The sequence below is a fragment of the Runella zeae DSM 19591 genome (assembly GCF_000423565.1).
Taxonomy (GTDB): Bacteria; Bacteroidota; Bacteroidia; order Cytophagales; family Spirosomataceae; genus Runella; species Runella zeae.
On sequence record NZ_AUIF01000010.1, the window covers coordinates 101865 to 117612 of the forward strand.

At 42.1% G+C, this 15748-nt stretch carries 17 protein-coding genes; 3 read left to right on the forward strand and 14 right to left on the reverse strand.

Features of this window, described 5'->3' with window-relative positions:
- Positions 1 to 3: 3 nt before the first annotated feature.
- The 5 genes from rpsL to G563_RS39175 all read right to left on the reverse strand — a co-directional run bounded on the left by rpsL (position 4) and on the right by G563_RS39175 (position 2193).
- Positions 4 to 432 (reverse strand): 30S ribosomal protein S12, encoded by a 429-nt coding sequence (rpsL, locus tag G563_RS0102510; RefSeq protein ID WP_028663914.1) that lies wholly within the window; start codon positions 430 to 432, stop codon positions 4 to 6.
- 131 nt (positions 433 to 563) lie between these two features.
- Positions 564 to 1154, reverse strand: a complete 591-nt coding sequence (ruvA, locus tag G563_RS0102515; protein WP_028663915.1) for a Holliday junction branch migration protein RuvA — start codon at positions 1152 to 1154, stop codon at positions 564 to 566.
- Between the two features lie 52 nt (positions 1155 to 1206).
- Complete coding sequence (locus tag G563_RS0102520; protein WP_028663916.1) at positions 1207 to 1581, reverse strand: Dabb family protein; 375 nt, start codon at positions 1579 to 1581, stop codon at positions 1207 to 1209.
- A 52-nt stretch (positions 1582 to 1633) separates the two neighbouring features.
- Positions 1634 to 1834: a hypothetical protein gene (locus tag G563_RS0102525; protein WP_028663917.1), complete on the reverse strand. Its 201-nt coding sequence runs from the start codon at positions 1832 to 1834 to the stop codon at positions 1634 to 1636.
- Between the two features lie 74 nt (positions 1835 to 1908).
- Positions 1909 to 2193, reverse strand: a complete 285-nt coding sequence (locus G563_RS39175) for a DUF2306 domain-containing protein (RefSeq protein WP_084650738.1) — start codon at positions 2191 to 2193, stop codon at positions 1909 to 1911.
- Positions 2194 to 2424: 231 nt separating this feature from the next.
- On the opposite strand from G563_RS39175, the gene G563_RS0102540 reads away from it, so the two are divergent.
- A complete protein-coding gene (locus G563_RS0102540; RefSeq protein ID WP_028663918.1) occupies positions 2425 to 3561 on the forward strand; it encodes an aspartate aminotransferase family protein in 1137 nt (378 codons plus the stop codon).
- 148 nt (positions 3562 to 3709) lie between these two features.
- On the forward strand, positions 3710 to 4324 hold the full coding sequence (locus G563_RS33545; protein WP_051210715.1) for a Uma2 family endonuclease: 615 nt from the start codon (positions 3710 to 3712) through the stop codon (positions 4322 to 4324).
- Positions 4325 to 4654: 330 nt separating this feature from the next.
- Here the strand turns inward: G563_RS33545 and G563_RS33550 are convergent, their stop codons facing one another.
- The 4 genes from G563_RS33550 to G563_RS0102565 all read right to left on the reverse strand — a co-directional run bounded on the left by G563_RS33550 (position 4655) and on the right by G563_RS0102565 (position 9032).
- Complete coding sequence (locus G563_RS33550) at positions 4655 to 6007, reverse strand: NAD(P)/FAD-dependent oxidoreductase (protein WP_037325818.1); 1353 nt, start codon at positions 6005 to 6007, stop codon at positions 4655 to 4657.
- 171 nt (positions 6008 to 6178) lie between these two features.
- A complete protein-coding gene (locus G563_RS33555) occupies positions 6179 to 6784 on the reverse strand; it encodes a hypothetical protein (RefSeq protein ID WP_051210716.1) in 606 nt (201 codons plus the stop codon).
- 97 nt (positions 6785 to 6881) lie between these two features.
- On the reverse strand, positions 6882 to 8324 hold the full coding sequence (locus G563_RS0102560; RefSeq protein WP_028663919.1) for a BamA/TamA family outer membrane protein: 1443 nt from the start codon (positions 8322 to 8324) through the stop codon (positions 6882 to 6884).
- Between the two features lie 3 nt (positions 8325 to 8327).
- Positions 8328 to 9032 carry a M15 family metallopeptidase gene (locus tag G563_RS0102565; RefSeq protein WP_084650739.1) on the reverse strand — a complete coding sequence of 235 codons (705 nt, stop codon included), beginning with the start codon at positions 9030 to 9032 and terminating at the stop codon, positions 8328 to 8330.
- A gap of 244 nt (positions 9033 to 9276) precedes the next feature.
- Here G563_RS0102565 and G563_RS0102570 point away from each other — a divergent pair, with 244 nt between their 5' ends.
- Entirely contained in the window at positions 9277 to 10743 is a 1467-nt protein-coding gene (locus tag G563_RS0102570; protein WP_028663921.1) for a Gfo/Idh/MocA family protein, read from the forward strand.
- Between the two features lie 62 nt (positions 10744 to 10805).
- Here G563_RS0102570 and folB read toward each other — a convergent pair whose 3' ends face one another.
- From folB to G563_RS0102595, 5 genes are all read right to left on the reverse strand, one after another.
- The gene (gene folB / locus G563_RS0102575) at positions 10806 to 11156 is read right to left on the reverse strand and encodes a dihydroneopterin aldolase (protein WP_028663922.1); all 351 of its coding nucleotides are present in this window, start codon (positions 11154 to 11156) and stop codon (positions 10806 to 10808) included.
- 12 nt (positions 11157 to 11168) lie between these two features.
- Positions 11169 to 12005 carry a DivIVA domain-containing protein gene (locus tag G563_RS0102580; RefSeq protein WP_028663923.1) on the reverse strand — a complete coding sequence of 279 codons (837 nt, stop codon included), beginning with the start codon at positions 12003 to 12005 and terminating at the stop codon, positions 11169 to 11171.
- A gap of 81 nt (positions 12006 to 12086) precedes the next feature.
- On the reverse strand, positions 12087 to 13526 hold the full coding sequence (locus G563_RS0102585; RefSeq protein ID WP_028663924.1) for a M61 family metallopeptidase: 1440 nt from the start codon (positions 13524 to 13526) through the stop codon (positions 12087 to 12089).
- A 637-nt stretch (positions 13527 to 14163) separates the two neighbouring features.
- Entirely contained in the window at positions 14164 to 14739 is a 576-nt protein-coding gene (gene rdgB, locus G563_RS0102590) for an RdgB/HAM1 family non-canonical purine NTP pyrophosphatase (RefSeq protein ID WP_028663925.1), read from the reverse strand.
- Between the two features lie 45 nt (positions 14740 to 14784).
- Positions 14785 to 15744 (reverse strand): FKBP-type peptidyl-prolyl cis-trans isomerase, encoded by a 960-nt coding sequence (locus tag G563_RS0102595; RefSeq protein WP_037325819.1) that lies wholly within the window; start codon positions 15742 to 15744, stop codon positions 14785 to 14787.
- Positions 15745 to 15748 lie beyond the last annotated feature (4 nt).

A 15748-nucleotide genomic window follows, 5' to 3' on the forward strand; every position in this document is an offset into this window, starting at 1 on the left:
GGATTACTTCTTCTTACCTGGAGCTGGTTTACCACCTTTTCCTACTGGTGCTGCTTGACCTGGTTTCGGACGTTTTGCACCGTAGAGTGAGCGGCTTTGTTTACGACCGTTTACACCGGCAGTATCAAGCGCACCACGAACTACGTGATAACGTACCCCTGGAAGGTCTTTTACACGACCACCACGCACCAATACGATTGAGTGCTCTTGGAGGTTGTGACCTTCACCTGGAATGTAAGCGTTGACTTCCTTCATGTTTGACAAACGTACACGCGCTACTTTGCGCAAAGCCGAGTTTGGCTTCTTCGGGGTCGTGGTGTATACACGCGTACATACACCGCGGCGTTGTGGGCAAGAATCTAAAGCCGGAGACTTAGATTTCCACGTCATTTGTTCACGTCCTTTGCGTACTAACTGTGAAATAGTTGGCATTATATATTACTGATTATGAGAAAAATGGATATACCACCCCAAAAATGGGAGTGCAAAATTAGGGTCTTTCTTTGAAAAGACCAAATCATAAACGATAAATTTGAAGATTAAAAGCTTGTCTGCTAGCTTTTTCAGCGCAAAGCTAGTTTGATCAGTTGCTCTACGGTGATTTGGTCGCCTTCGCGTTTGAGAATTGTATCGACGCTCTTTTCGGCGGTAGGTTTTGGAATGCCCAGCATTACCAAAGCGGCAATTGCTTCGTTTCGGATTTGGCTGTTGGCTCCCAAGAATATACTAGGTTGAGGAGCCGTGAGTCCTTCTTTTTTGATTTTATCCTTTAAATCTATGATCACTCTTTGGGCTGTTTTACTACCAATCCCCTTGATAGTTTGAATAAGGCGAACATCTTCTCCGACAATAGCTTGCTTGATTTCGGGTGCCGACAACGAAGAAAGCATGATAAGTGCCGTAGCCGAGCCTACTCCTGATACACTGATAAGATCTAGAAAGAGATTTTTTTCGGTAAGTTCTGCAAATCCATACAAAATGTGGGCGTCTTCCCGGATTTGTTGGTAAGTCAATACTTTACAGACTTCGCCAAGGTTGGGCAATGCACTGTAGGTTTGTAAAGAAATTTTTACTTCATAGCCTACTCCTCCTACATCCATGATGAGATATGCGGGATCTTTGTGGGCAAGTTTACCGTTTAGATAAGCTATCATATATTGTTGAGGAGATTAGCTCTTTGGTACAAAAACTACCAAAGAGCTAATATTATTTTTGTGTCCAATAATCAACCACCAATACCTTGTCGAGGTAGGGGCCTAGCACTTTGCCAAATGCTTTGTGGTCAGGATGCGGTAGATATATGGCGCGGTCTTCTTCAGAATTGAAAGTCAAAAAGAAACAATGCGTAAATCCTTGGGCGAGGCCTTCGGGGCTATTGTTGGTACCCCACTCAAAGCCTTTGATTTGTTTGATTTGGGTAGGGAGCTTTCTAAACGCATCCTCTACTTGTTTTATTTGGGCTGGGGTAGTATTGTCTTTAAACTTAAACAACACCACGTGTCGTAGTACTTTGTCGTTTTTTTGGGCCATAGCGCCAAAGGCAAAAAAGGTTAAAAAAAGGGCTAAAAATTTGATTTTCATGTAAGTAGAATTAATACCTAACAAAAGAATTGATTGAAACCTTGTCCTACAACTAGCCTGAGCAGTTGATACATTCGCCGCTATCATCTCTTACACTGCGTTCAAAATCACCGAGTTGTTCTTTCAATTCGAGGATTTCGTCTTCAATTTCGCAGCGTTCAAAGAGTGAAAGCTCGCCAGAGACTATTTGTTTTTCAAGGGATTTGAGTTTCACACGCATTTCTGAAACTTCCATTAATGTTAAAGTTGCCATGAGATATTTGGGAGTGAATTATGAATTTATGGTTTTGAGTTAATGCGAAAGTTACTAAAAAAGTTCGGGAAATTTCATTGAATTGCGGAGTTGTCGTGCCACCATTCATCATTTTTTGCAGAAAGCCCCCATTGGTCTAGTATCCTATAGACTAAGCCCGCTAGAGGTGCAAAAACCGACATCGAAAATACATGAATTTTTCCAAGGAGGCGATGCCAATTGGGATATTTTTTTAAGAAAAAAGGAATAAATTGAAATATTCCGATAGGTGTTGCCCACGCACTGCTCAGGATATGTACGTAAAATGCTGTGGTAAAGCTTTTTTGCGTAAAACGGTATTGGTTTTTGTTGTTAAAAATCCAATTTCTGGTTCGAAGCTAAGGTAAGGTATTACTTTGGAAAACATGAGCAGCGTAAAAGCCGCTACTGAAAATAGGAAGAGGGTATATATTAAGGGGGTTGTACGCATTAACTTTCTTGCATTTTTTGCCGACACATTTCTAGAGCAGTAGGTGTTTGAAATCAACTTCCGCATTTCGCCACATTCTCCGCCAGATTCGGTATCTTTGCAAAATTTTATTTCGTTTAGTATCATGAACCTGTTTAACGTTTATCCGATTTACGACATCGAACCCGTCCAAGCGCAAGGCTCTTGGCTCTGGGACAGCAAAGGCGAGAAGTACCTCGACCTTTACGGCGGTCACGCCGTGATTTCGGTGGGTCATTGTCACCCCCATTACGTCGAAAAACTGACGGAACAGTTGCGACGAATTAACTTCTATTCCAACTCTGTCAGGATACCGTTACAGGATGAATTGGCCCAAAAATTAGGCGATTTGGCTGGTTATCCAGATTATACGCTCTTTTTGTGCAACTCAGGTGCCGAAGCCAACGAAAATGCCATTAAGTTGGCCTCTTTTTACAACGGTGGCAGCAAAATAGTTGCCTTTACCAAATCATTCCACGGCCGCACGGCAGGGGCAGTTGCGATGACCGACAACCCGTCGATTGTTGCACCCGTCAACTACAACAAGCACGTCACGTTTTTGCCGTTCAACGACGCCGAAGCCGTTCGTCAACACGACATGACCGACGTATGTGCCATCATCGTAGAAGGAATTCAAGGTGTGGGGGGTATCCAAGTAGCATCAGAAGAGTTTTTGCGGGCAATCCGTCAGAAATGCGACGAAAGCAACGCTACCTTTATCTTGGACAGCGTACAGTGCGGCTATGGACGTTCGGGGAAATTTTTCTCGAACCAACACTACACCGACCTTCACGCCGACCTATACACCACCGCCAAAGGCATGGGTAACGGTTTCCCAATCGCGGGTGTATTGATTTCGCCTAAGTTCCAAGCCAAATACGGCATGTTGGGTACTACTTTCGGTGGAAACCATTTGGCGTGTGCGGCAGGCATCGCCGTCCTCGACATCATGAAAGACGAAAACCTCATGGACAACGCCGTCGAAATTGGCGACTATTTGATGAAAGGGATTGTGGAAATCGGAGGTTACAAAGAGCTTCGCGGACGTGGGTTAATGATTGGTATTGAATACGATTTCGCCATCGAAGACCTCCGCAATAAGCTGTTGTTCGACTATAAATTATTCACGGGCGTAGCAGGTAAAAACACCATTCGTTTGTTGCCGTCGCTTGCCCTCAAAAAAGAAGAAGCTGATTTATTCTTAGAAGCGTTGAGCAAAGAAATTCGCGTTTTAGCTTAACTCAGCTAGTCCCGAAATACAATTCGGGACTCCAACGGTATAGCGTCTCCACGTTTTTACCTACCATTAAAAACCCTGAAAGAGTAATCTACCTTTTTCAGGGTTTTTTATTGATCTTTACCGAAGATACTTTTTAAAGAAACTGACCATGTTAACAAAAACCTCTCGTCGAAAAGCACTACTGCCCCCTCAAAAGGTGTCTATTGAGGAATATTTTAAGGCCGAAGAAAAATCCGTTTACAAACATGAATACCACGACGGAATTGTCAAGAAAATAAAAACTCGAACTTTCATAAGCGGCCATTTATCAACAAAAATCACCACACTGGTCACCTTTTTTTTAGAGGAAAACGATTTGCTATATTTGGTCAATGGTAGCGACACTAAAATCCAAATTGAGCAGTACAACAAGTTTGTGTATCCCGATGCGGTGGTGATTTGTGAAAAACCAGCATTTTATCAAAACCGAAAAGATACAATCACCAACCCTTTAGTCGTCGTAGAAGTACTATCCGACTCCACCAAAGAGTACGACCGAACCCTCAAATACGAGTATTACCGCACCATTCCAAGTTTCAAAAAGTACGTATTGGTGCATCAAGACCGAAAACACGTATCGGTGGTCTATACCAAACAACTCGATGCCACCTGGATTGTCCGCGACTACGACGGCGAAGATGCCACTGCTATTTTGTACGCTATTCAGCAATGTCCGCTTTCTCTCAAACAGCTTTATAGAGGGCTAGAAATCGCAAACCCATAAAAAACCGCAAAGCACATTTCAGCTAGTCCTGAAGCACAATTCAGGACTTTTAGGGTATCGCGTCTCCGACGCCCTCCAAAAAAGCGGCGGACACGCTAAGCCATTATAAGCCCCAAACTATAATTTCAGCTAGTCCCGAAATACAATTCGGGACTTTTAGGGTATTGCGTCTCCGACGCCCTCCAAAAAAAGCGTCGGAGACGCTAAGCCATTATAAGCCCCAAACTATAATTTGGGGCTAGTTTCAGCTAGTCCCGAAGTACAATTCGGGACTTTTAGGGTATCGCGTCTCCGACGCCCTCCAAAAAAAGCGTCGAAGACGCTAAGCCATTATAAGCTGGGGCTAGTGTGAGAAAGTGTATACTTCTCAAAAAATTCAGGGTCAAAATTAGCCTGTTGAAAATTGGTCAATACTTCCTCAATTGCTCTTTTTTCCTTAATCCATCCCTCACACACCGCATGACGAAGGCGAGTACCCAAAGCATTAAAGCCCAACACAGCACCACTTTTTGAATCATAATTGATGCGGATGAGCACTTCTTTGGTAGGATGTTGCCAACAAAAAGTACTTACACCTTCAGGTAAAGAGGCTGGTACCTCTCCGTAAGTTTGATACTCTAAATCAAAAAATTTAGCAGAATTAAAAAATACCCCTGGTTGATAAGCCGTACGATTACCACAGATAGTTTGAGCGACGGTCTCGCCCATGATACGGCCTGTGTACCAAATTTGTTCGATTGATTTACGCCCCTCTGGGGGCTGCTGATGCTCTACACAATCTCCTATAGCATACACATCAGAGAGATTTGTTTCAAGGTATTTGTTGACCACAATTCCCTTGTTGAGGTATAGAGCAGTAGTGTTTGAAGAAAGAAAGGAGATATTGGGTACTACCCCAATAGCTAGCCCAACCAACTGACAATCAATACGCTCACCTTGCGATGTTTCCACTCTTTCTACGCATCTTTGACCTCTGATTGCTTTGAGTTTGGTATTGAAACGTAAATCTATACCACGTTTTTGAATATGTTTGGTCACAAGGTTAGACTCCTCTTTGGGCAATACACTACTCCAATAGCTTTTTTCTCTGACAAGCATAGTGACCTCAATATGGCGAGTGTGCAGCATCTCGGCAAGTTCCACCCCAATCAAACCTCCACCTACAATCACCGCTTTTGAAATACCTGCGGTATTTTTTTCGAGCAATTCCAAATCTTGGTAGCTATACAATCCCTGCACACCACTCAGGCTTTGTCCCTCCCAATCACCCATACGAGGCACCGAGCCCGTCGCCAAAATGAGTTTATCGTAGGTTAAGACCTTACTGGTAATAGCCTGTTTATTCGTATGTTTAGGAGCTACCTTGGTAAGTCGTTCTAATAGTGAAGGCGTATAGGTCACTTGATAGCTGTCTGCGGAGAGCGTTATTGTCTTTTGGGAAAAATCAATATTTTCTACCGTAGCTCTATAAAGATTGATACGATTTTTGTCCCAAAACCAATCCTCATAAGGCTTGAGATGATGGTATTGCTGATGCCCCATGTAGACATACATCAACGCCGTACGAGAAAAGAAATGGTCTGTTTCTTTGGAAATAACCACAATTTCAACATCGCTCTGTTTTCGGATGTGTCGAGCAGCCGTGATACCAGCAATTCCGTTTCCTACAATAACAATACGCATAAACAGCAGCTTAAAGCAGTCTTAATTGTGATAAGTAATTGTTCAAAAGTAGTCATTTGTCATTGCCTAAAATAGCCTGCTTTGAAACAGACTAGCTTCGAGCTGCTTATCCAATAGCAACATGAAGACTCAAGTTTTACAAAAATCACCAATTACAATATCGGTGAGCATTCAAATCGCCATTGCGGGATTTCCTTTAGGCCCTATACTCAACCGTAAACCAAAATCTTTGCCTTTGCTCACATCTTCGAGTCTTACCAATATTCCCCCTTTTCCTTTCCAAAAGCGGGTTTTGTCAGTATTAGCTTTTTTGTCAGGGGTATATTTGCCTGACAAATAAGTATCAAACTGCTCAAGCAGACTTTTTACGGCAGTGCTATCATTGAGATACACATCAATCTTTACGCCACTGAGATTTTTGTTTTTATCTAAATAATAAAGTACGTCTATTGCCTCAAAATTTTCGGTTTCGTAAGTAAAACCAACATGGTTTGTGGTATCTTCAAAAAGCTCAAATGTCTCCTCTGTCTTGATTTTACTAACAGGGTCTCCTAGTTGAAAACCCCGAAAAATTCCTCCTTGACGTCCGATGATTGTGGTCAACAATTGTGAGTGATTGGTACTAACAATAGGCTCAGTACTAGATATTACGCTGTCTTTTTGAGTGCCTTGCTGTTCGGTAGTTTGCTCCGTACTCTTCCCACACGACAACAACAAAATGCTCGAAGAAGCTATAAAAATCACCGCCAACACCAATCTAGTATATGATATAGTCATAGTTATAAAAAATGATACTCTTGCGAAGTTAGGAGTTTTGTGTCAATTATGATGATAGTGTAGTTTTAAAATGAGGTAATTTGCGAATTGGAATATACTAAAACTCTCTTCCTATGGCAAAATAGGGCCTTGCTTCGCCCAAATGATTGAAAGAATAATTGATACGTCCCACAAAATTGTACCACGTCACTACGTCCATTCCTACCCCAAACCCAAACAAGGGACGATTGGCAAGCTGACTATTGTTAAGTTCAGGATAAGGGTTGCGGACGTAGCCTACATCGGCATAAATGTTGGGATAAATAGCGACTGGCAAAGCATTGAATTGTCGAAGCTTGATAAACTTGCTTAGATTGAAGGTTCGATTGAGCAGCTGATACCGAAGATTGGTCTTGAGATAACTATAATGAGGCCCATCAATTACATACAGCTCATATCCACGTACCAAATCACCCCCATATCCCATACCGCGAGTTTGTAAGAAAGGCTGCCGAGCAGGCGTAGCTACTTTAAGTTCGGTCAGATAACTAAAATATAGTTTTTTAGCCAAAGGTATGTATTGCCCCCAATTGAAAGTGGCTTCCAATATATCAACGTCATCGGAAGGTAATACGCCTATTTTGCTTACATAAAACCCATAAATATACCCTCTGAGCGCATACTGCCCTCGGTCGCGGCGATCATAAAAATGTGAATAGGAGAGTTGCAGATACCGTTGGCGACTCTTACCTCCCAAAAAATAATTGGGATTGAGGCGAGCAATGGTATCAGTCACATTTGTCATGGAATATTGGGCCGAGAAAGAATGATAGCCATAAAATTTTGGACGGTGTGTAAGCGTCAAGTAAGGTACAATTCGCTCACGGGTTCGTTCGTCGCTCCCCAAAAAAGAAAGTTTGTCTCGATTGGTACGATAAGCCAAAGAGCGATTGGTGATCCTTAAGATACCAATAGTAATACCCGTACGCTGCTTTTTGTCTAAATAAGGAATTGAATAATAAATATCCAACCGAGGTATAAAACCAAATTCAGCTCGTAAGCGTAGGCGGTCGTTGTTGCCAGTAAGGTTTTGATGCAGGGCATACACGCCATAAATCGTTCGACTCAAATCACGCCCTCGTTCATACCACCACTCATTGAAATTGCGGTCGGCTAGCTCAAATACCGGAAAAGCCAGCAAATACCACTGCTCTTTCAGTACCACCTCTATATCTACCATAGCAAGGCCGCCCATCCATTTAGCATCAGCGGTATAAAAAGGGAGCTGAGTGGTATCGACAACTACCTTCTTTTTAAGCTCTACCGAAAGAAACAGATTAGTGTTGAGGATTTTTCGACGGTCGTATTCAAGCAGAGAATCCAATTTAAATACGGTAAGAGTATCGCCTCCTTTCACATCCATTTCACGACGAATGATGCGCTCTTTGGTGCGAAAATTACCAATAAGTTGAACCTGCCTGACCACAACCTTCTGGGTCGTGTCAGGTGTACCACCCCAAACCGACATCCAACAAGCATGAAAGAGCGAAATCAGAAGCATATATTACTCAATAAACCCATATTTTGCTTTTGCCTTCTCGCGTGAGGTAGCATTGAAATGCCACCACTCTGTTTGGATAGAGGTGAAACCCGCCTTCAGCATGACCCTCCGAAGAAGTTTTCGATTCTCAAGCTGCTGAGCTGAGAGTTTTCCAGCTTTGAGCATTGCAGCTTCACGGCGCGGCTCGGCCACTTCACCAAAAAAATCAAAAATAGTACCCATGTCGAGCGGGTGGCCCTTATCGTCGGCGATGGTCAAATCTACGGCACAGCCAAAATTATGAATAGAGCCTTTGGTAGGATTGGCTACAAAATCTTCGCGACGATTGGGGGGCATGTGGCTCATTCTACTCCAAAATATTTTTGTAACACTCCGAGGGCGGGCTCCGTCATATACCAAAAGCGTATATTTTGGTTTTTCTTGTTTCAAAAACTGATTTGCTTTGATGAGTTTGTCGGCCGCCATAGGTTGAAGATAAGCCCGCTCCAAGTCGCCGTAGACGTCTTCTTTGATAAAATTGTCGGTAGTAGAGTATTTCAATTCAACCAAAATACTAGGGTCTAACTTCTGAATATCGACCAAGCCATGCGCAATAAACTTCTCTTCTAACGAAACCTTATTTTTTTGCCCATTACTCGACAAAGCAAGTAAGACTCCTCCTCCAAAAATGATTGTTTTGACGCAAGTCAACGTTTTCTTGAAAGTCATTGATAATTTTTTAGAATTCTTCAAAAGTTACAAATTACGGATAAATCTCTGGAAAAAACCCTAGCTCTCTCTATTAAATGCTTCCTGTATGCTTTATCTATAACTGCCAAAACTCAAAAATAGAGATAACTTCTGTGTATATTTTTAAAAAACCGCTTTAGGCAAGGGTAACTACGCCCCTATTCGATGCTTTTGTAGTCATCTGTTCTAAAATTTTAGTATCATTCAAACCTTTTAGAGAAAAATGAAACCCAAAAACAAAAACTTATCGGTCTCGCGGCGCGATTTTGTGCAAAAAAGTGCGATGGCCGTAGGTAGTTTTTTCATTGTCCCACGCCACGTTATAGGGAAAGGCTATACCGCGCCTTCTGATAAGCTCAACCTAGCCGCAATAGGCGCAGGTGGAAAAGGAACAGGCGATATCTACAACTCCTATAACAACGGAGCCAACAATGTAGTAGCACTCTGTGACGTAGATTATAAACAAGCGGCTAAATCAATTGAAAGATTCCCGAATGCTACCAAGTACAAAGACTGGAGGGAAATGCTTTCAAAAGAAGGGAAAAATATTGATGCAGTCACGATCTCTACTCCCGACCACAACCATGCTATCATTGCAATGGCGGCCATGCAGTTGGGCAAACACGTATATGTACAAAAACCTTTGACACACAATATTTACGAAGCTCGTATGCTCACTGAAGCAGCTCGTAAATACAAAGTAGTGACTCAAATGGGAAACCAAGGTGCCTCAAACCCCGCACAGCTTCAAATGGTGGAGTGGTTTAACAAAGGTTTGGTAGGCCCTATACATACTGTTCAGATATGGACCAACCGCCCCGTATGGCCACAGGGTATTCCGGTACCAAGCGGTAAGCCCGATATGCCCGAAGGCATCGCTTGGGAGCAATGGGTAGGACCTGCTCAGTGGGTCGATTATCATCCAGGCTACCATCCCTTCAAGTGGCGCGGATGGTGGAATTTTGGAACGGGCGCATTGGGCGATATCGGATGCCATACCATCGATACCCCTTTCCGTGTGTTGGGTCTCAACTACCCCACCGAAGTAGAATGTAGCATCGGTTCGGTATTCTTGAAAGATTGGAACCCTGAGTGGATTCCAGAAGGATGCCCTCCTTCGGCAGCTGTAGAAATTAAATTCCCAGCCACTGCCAAAAACAAATCTCCGATGAAAATGATTTGGATGGATGGTGGCTTGCGTCCTTTCCACCCAGATTGGATTCCTGCCAACGAACCACTCAGCACCGATGGCAACGGAGCCAATGGGGTATTGATGATTGGTAGCAAAGGAATCATTGCTTGCGATATGTATGGCAACAATCCTAAAATTTACTATAAAAATGGTGATAAAGTAGTAATGGCAAAGGATAGCAAATACGCTGCACCAGTGAATTTGCCCGAATATGGTCACCAAATTTACTGGACTGAAGCATGTAAAGCTGGCTTTGGTAGCGATAAACACAAAGCATTGACTTCATCCTTTGATTACTCAGGCCCTCTTACCGAAACAGTATTGATGGGTAACTTAGCGATTCGTAGCTATATGCTTCGCAAACCACAAGGAAATGGCTTTGATTATTATGGCCGCAAGAAGCTATTGTGGGATGGCACCAACATGAAGATTACCAACTTCGATGATGCCAATCAGTTTGTAACTCGCCAATACCGTGATGGTTGGAAGCTAGTATAAATTTATAATTCACAAAAAAGCTCGTTTCGGGGTTCGAAACGAGCTTTTTTGTGAATTATAGACTAACCTTTTATGGTAATTTTAGATTTCGCACATACTCCCCCAATGGGTGGATTGTGTTTAGAGACACTTACTTCTATGGTCTCTATGTCAGGATATACTTTTCGGCATTCTTCAATAATTTGGTGAGCAATATGCTCTAGCAGGCGAGTTGACTTTTGCATTTGCTTAGCCACGATTTCGTACACTATGGCGTAGTTTACGGTTCCTTCCAAACGATCATAGCGTGCTGCTTCCGTAAAATCGGTGGTGATATTTACATCAATCGTGTATCTATTACCTATTTTTTGTTCTTCGTCAGATACTCCATGATAAGCGAAAAACTCTATTCCTTCAAGCGCAACGGTTCCCAAAAGGTATTGATATTAAATTTGATCAAAAAACGAGCCTTCTTCTTGCCCTTTTTTATCTTTCTTTTCTTCTTCTACCGTCTCCTCTTTTGCCGGGATTTCGGCCACGGGAGTGGCTTCCACATCTGCTACTATAGCAGCCGCCTCAGCTGGAGTCTCATTCTCTTCTACTTCGCTGCTTGTGATTGCTAGTGATTCATCGGCTGTTCCGGCTACTACTTCCTCTACTACTTGTTCCGATTCGAGTCTCGCTTTTTTAGCTTCTTCTCCTGTCTTGAGTGATACTTCTACTTGGCTTTTTAAGTCTTCAAATTTTTCTATCACCGTAGTTTGAGAAAATTTCTTTTCAAAACGTTCGATGCTATCCACTGTATTGTTGGCCAATGCTTTGAGTTGTACGATAAGATTATCACGGTACTTTTCCATAGCTTTAAAATCACGCTCATGGTTTTTGAACTCTCCCATGATTTCTTCCCGCACATATTTAGATTGGTTTTCGGCATCCATTACTAGCATATTCGCTTTTTTGCGGGCCTCATTTACCAACTCTTCACTTTTTTGACGTGCTTCTTCGATATACACCTCCGCCGCTACTTTGGCTTGCTCGGTCATTTGAGCGCTAGTATCTTCGGCTGTTTTGAGCATCCGAAACATCGTAAGCTCCACTTCTCGAAGTTTACTCAATTCTTTCTCCGCGATTTCCAATTGCATTTTAAGCATTTTATTTTCATTCAGGACGCGCTCCCACTCATTGGATAGAGAGCTTAAAAAAGCGGCTACTTCCTCAACGTCAAACCCTCTTAATACCCTTTGAAAAGTATGCTGGCGAATCTCAATCGGCGTGATTTTCATTTGCTTGTTTGATTATATACCTAATAATTAGGTGCTAAAATTATAAAAAATCAATTAAAACGCTCGTTTTTATTGGTTAAATTAAGGATTTAACCATTTGTTACGTTGCAAAGTAGCTCTTTCATTTTCTAATTCTTGTAAATGAACCGTACCATCGCTAAATGACACCAGTTGAAGTCCTACCCATACCAACGCGTGGTTGAGGTGATTTTCAAGGGGTAAATTTCCTACAATACAATCATTCCAATACCATTCTAAAGAATCTCCCGCTACTTCTTCCACAACGGCTCGATAATCTTCGAGCGTATATCCCACAAAAGGTATGCCAAAACGATCCCATAAAATACCCATTACATCATCTAGCGAGCGTTGATGGTGATGGATTTTTCGAATGGTAAGGTCTAAAATCAACGCTACTAAGGCACCTTTATGATATACTGATACTTTTCTTTGAGGAATTCCTTTTTCATATCCATCTAGCCACAAATCCCAAGAAGACTCCGTAAGTGACTGTGCCGCATGACGGCTATTTTCGAAGTGACGTTTCATATATACCTGTAACTCACGGTAATAGGCCGCATCATCAAATACTCTTGAGCGTCTCAAAAACAAATCCCCGTAGTAAGTTGTAACTCCTTCTGCCACAAAACAAGTAGAAAAATAATTTTCTTTGGTAAAATCATAAGGCAGTAGTTCTTGCGGGCGAATACGAATAATATTCCAAGCATGAAATAATTCATGAGAACTTACTCCCAACAAATCGGTATATAATCCTTCGCCTTCATCATCAGGCCCAAGCACAATCATTGTCGAGTGCCGGTGCTCTACCCCATGGTAGTAGGGCGTGGGTAAAATGAGGTTTAAAAAGTGATATTCAGCTTCGGGGAAGCTTCCCATCATTTCGATTTGAGAGCGGGTGAATTTCTCAAAATCTATTAAAATTTGCTGCCAATTTGGCTTAATATTGCCCTGCATCCATACAAAAAACCTCACTCCTTCTACTTCATAAGATTGGCACTGAATCGTGGCCGACGCCAACAAAGGACTATCTACTAACTCATAGTAATCTTTCGCTAAAAGCTGTTTTCCCTGTTTTCTTAAACCACAAGCGATTCGAAAATCGTCTGGAATATCTAATTCTAACGTACAAGCTTCATCCAACCGCCCCTCGGCATATACACATAAATTAATGGGATTGATATACCAAAACTCAGGACTCACATAACTACTCCCCGCATTTTGCACGTTGGCATAATAGTTGTAGCGCAGAGTGATTTCTGTTTCAAAGCCCACTTCCACCCTCCAGCGGTCTTTCGTGATTTTCCGAAAAGTAAGTGGATGGTTGTTTTTATCAAAAACTCCAAATTGTTGGATATTTTTGGCAAAGTGCTGTAGTTCATACCTGCCGGGCCGCCAAGCGGGAAGCTGAATTTCAACTACCTCTTCAACAATATTTTCTATACGACATTCAATTTCAATAAAACGACTTTCGGGGGTTTGGCAAAACAGGCGATAATGCATAGTGAAAGCAGTAAAACCGCACGAAACGGTAGGTGGTATCTATTTCAAGAATAGTAAAAATACTAAAAAGATACGACGAATAGCACCAAATCGGCTTTTTTCTAACGATTTGGTGCCTTTAAATCACCATTTGGCAGATACCTATTCTTTATGAAAAAAAACTTTTATACTGCTTTTTATGGCCTAACCCTTACACCTATTCACTCAAATTTCCCAGAGTTCCCGCTTCCTAGCGAGATAGGAGCTAAACACTAGTAAATAAACAACAACAATTACAAAAAAATGCCCCTACGGGGCATCGGTAAAGCAGACAAAAGAGAGTTACAAAAATGCTCCGTAGGAGATACATATTGGTAAAAAACAATGTGACTAATTGCCAACAGTTATCCTGAGGAAAAGCATATCTTCATATATTTGTGCGATTGTAACGCCCAAAATATTCTATCAATTTTTATGATTTTTGCGCCAATTTCACATATCGGTGCGATTATGGGTTTGGATGAACTTTGTTTCAACCATTACAAACATGCCACTCGATAAGGTCAAGGCCAATAGTTTTGTAAAAATCTACCAATGCCAAAGTTATCATCACTATTCAAACCAATGTGTATGAATATACCTGTCTAGAGTTGGGGTTTTATGAGTAATCTTTCAGAAAAAGCACCAATTTAGCAAACGCCCGTGAACGATGACTGATTTTACTTTTTTGTTCCAAGGTCATTTCGGCAAAAGTTTGGTCATGGCCTTCAGGTACAAAAATAGGGTCATAGCCAAAGCCATCGGTACCTCGTGGGGTATCAATGATGATTCCTTCAACGACTCCCTCAAAAGAGTGACTTTTTCCTGAGAGCGTAAGGGTAATAACGGTTTTAAAGCGCGCCTTTCGGTTAGTTTCATTGGCTAATTCTCTTAAAACACGTTCGATATTACGGGCATGATTGCGCTCGCCGCTGTAGTAAGCCGAATGAACGCCAGGAGCGCCATGGAGTGCTTCTATCTCTAGCCCCGAGTCATCTGCAAAACAGTTGACATGGTAATGTTCCCACACATATTCCGCTTTTTGGGCCGAATTACCTTCGATTGTATCGGTGGTTTCAGGAAGCTCTTCGTTACAGCCGATTTCTTGGAGTGTTTTAAGGCTAAATGTTTCACCCAAAAGAGCCTTGATTTCTTTTAACTTATGGGCATTGTTGGTAGCAAAACAAAGTTGCATGACTATTTTTACTAAAAAAGCGGCTTTTGAGGCCGCTTTGATTTTTTATTTACGTTTAACTTCTATCTCAAAATAAAGCGGTGAATAAGGTGGTATGGGTACCGCACCGCTTGTACTCGAAGAAGTACCATTGATACCATATCCCAAAGTAGAAGGAAAAATAACAATGGCTTTTTCACCATACTTTAGTTTTGCAATACCGTCATTGAAACCTTTTACCACTCCCCCAGAGGCCGTACCGTTGGGATCTACTACGTTTACATCAATCGTACCGGCATCAAATTGCTTGCCATTTCTTACCAATCGCCCTGTGTAAACTACACTTACGGTAGTATTAAAGGCAATTGTGGCGGAGTCAGGGTAAGCTTGCGTACGCAAAAATCGCAACCCATTGTCAGGATTTCGTTCTAGCCCTTGGATTTTTTGGGTTGTCACAAAATCGTCGATTTGTTCTTCTTCAGTACGTACTTTGAGGATATTGATGTCGTAGCGAATAGGAATGTAAAGCGGGGCCAAAAGTGACACGTCGCCTGTACCGCGCAACGACCACGGAACAAAAAGTGTTACTTTGTCTCCTTCTCTTACCTTCTCTTGAGGAGGTGCTAATAGTTCTTCAAAAGAAGGAACTGGATTGAACCGAAAAGCCATCGAAGTGGCGTAGTCTGAGGTAGAAATATTCCTCGAATTGTATGAGCGAATAAATACATCACTCTTGCCTACTTGACTACTATCAACAATCGTCCCGTCGAGCCGCCTAGCCACATAGCTAAAAGTCACTTCATCGCCTACTTGTGGTTTTTGGGCAGTCAGATTAGCCGTTGTGATGGCATAATACAAGCCCGTTCGTAAACTATCTGCTACAATTTGATTTGCTTCTAAATAGGCACGAATTTCGGCTTTGTTTTCACGGGTTTTACGATCCTGAAAGGCTTCTTCGGTTTGTTCACAAGCTATCATCGTGACCGTAAAGCTCGCGATTACTCCTAATATTAATTTCCCCCTCATTCTT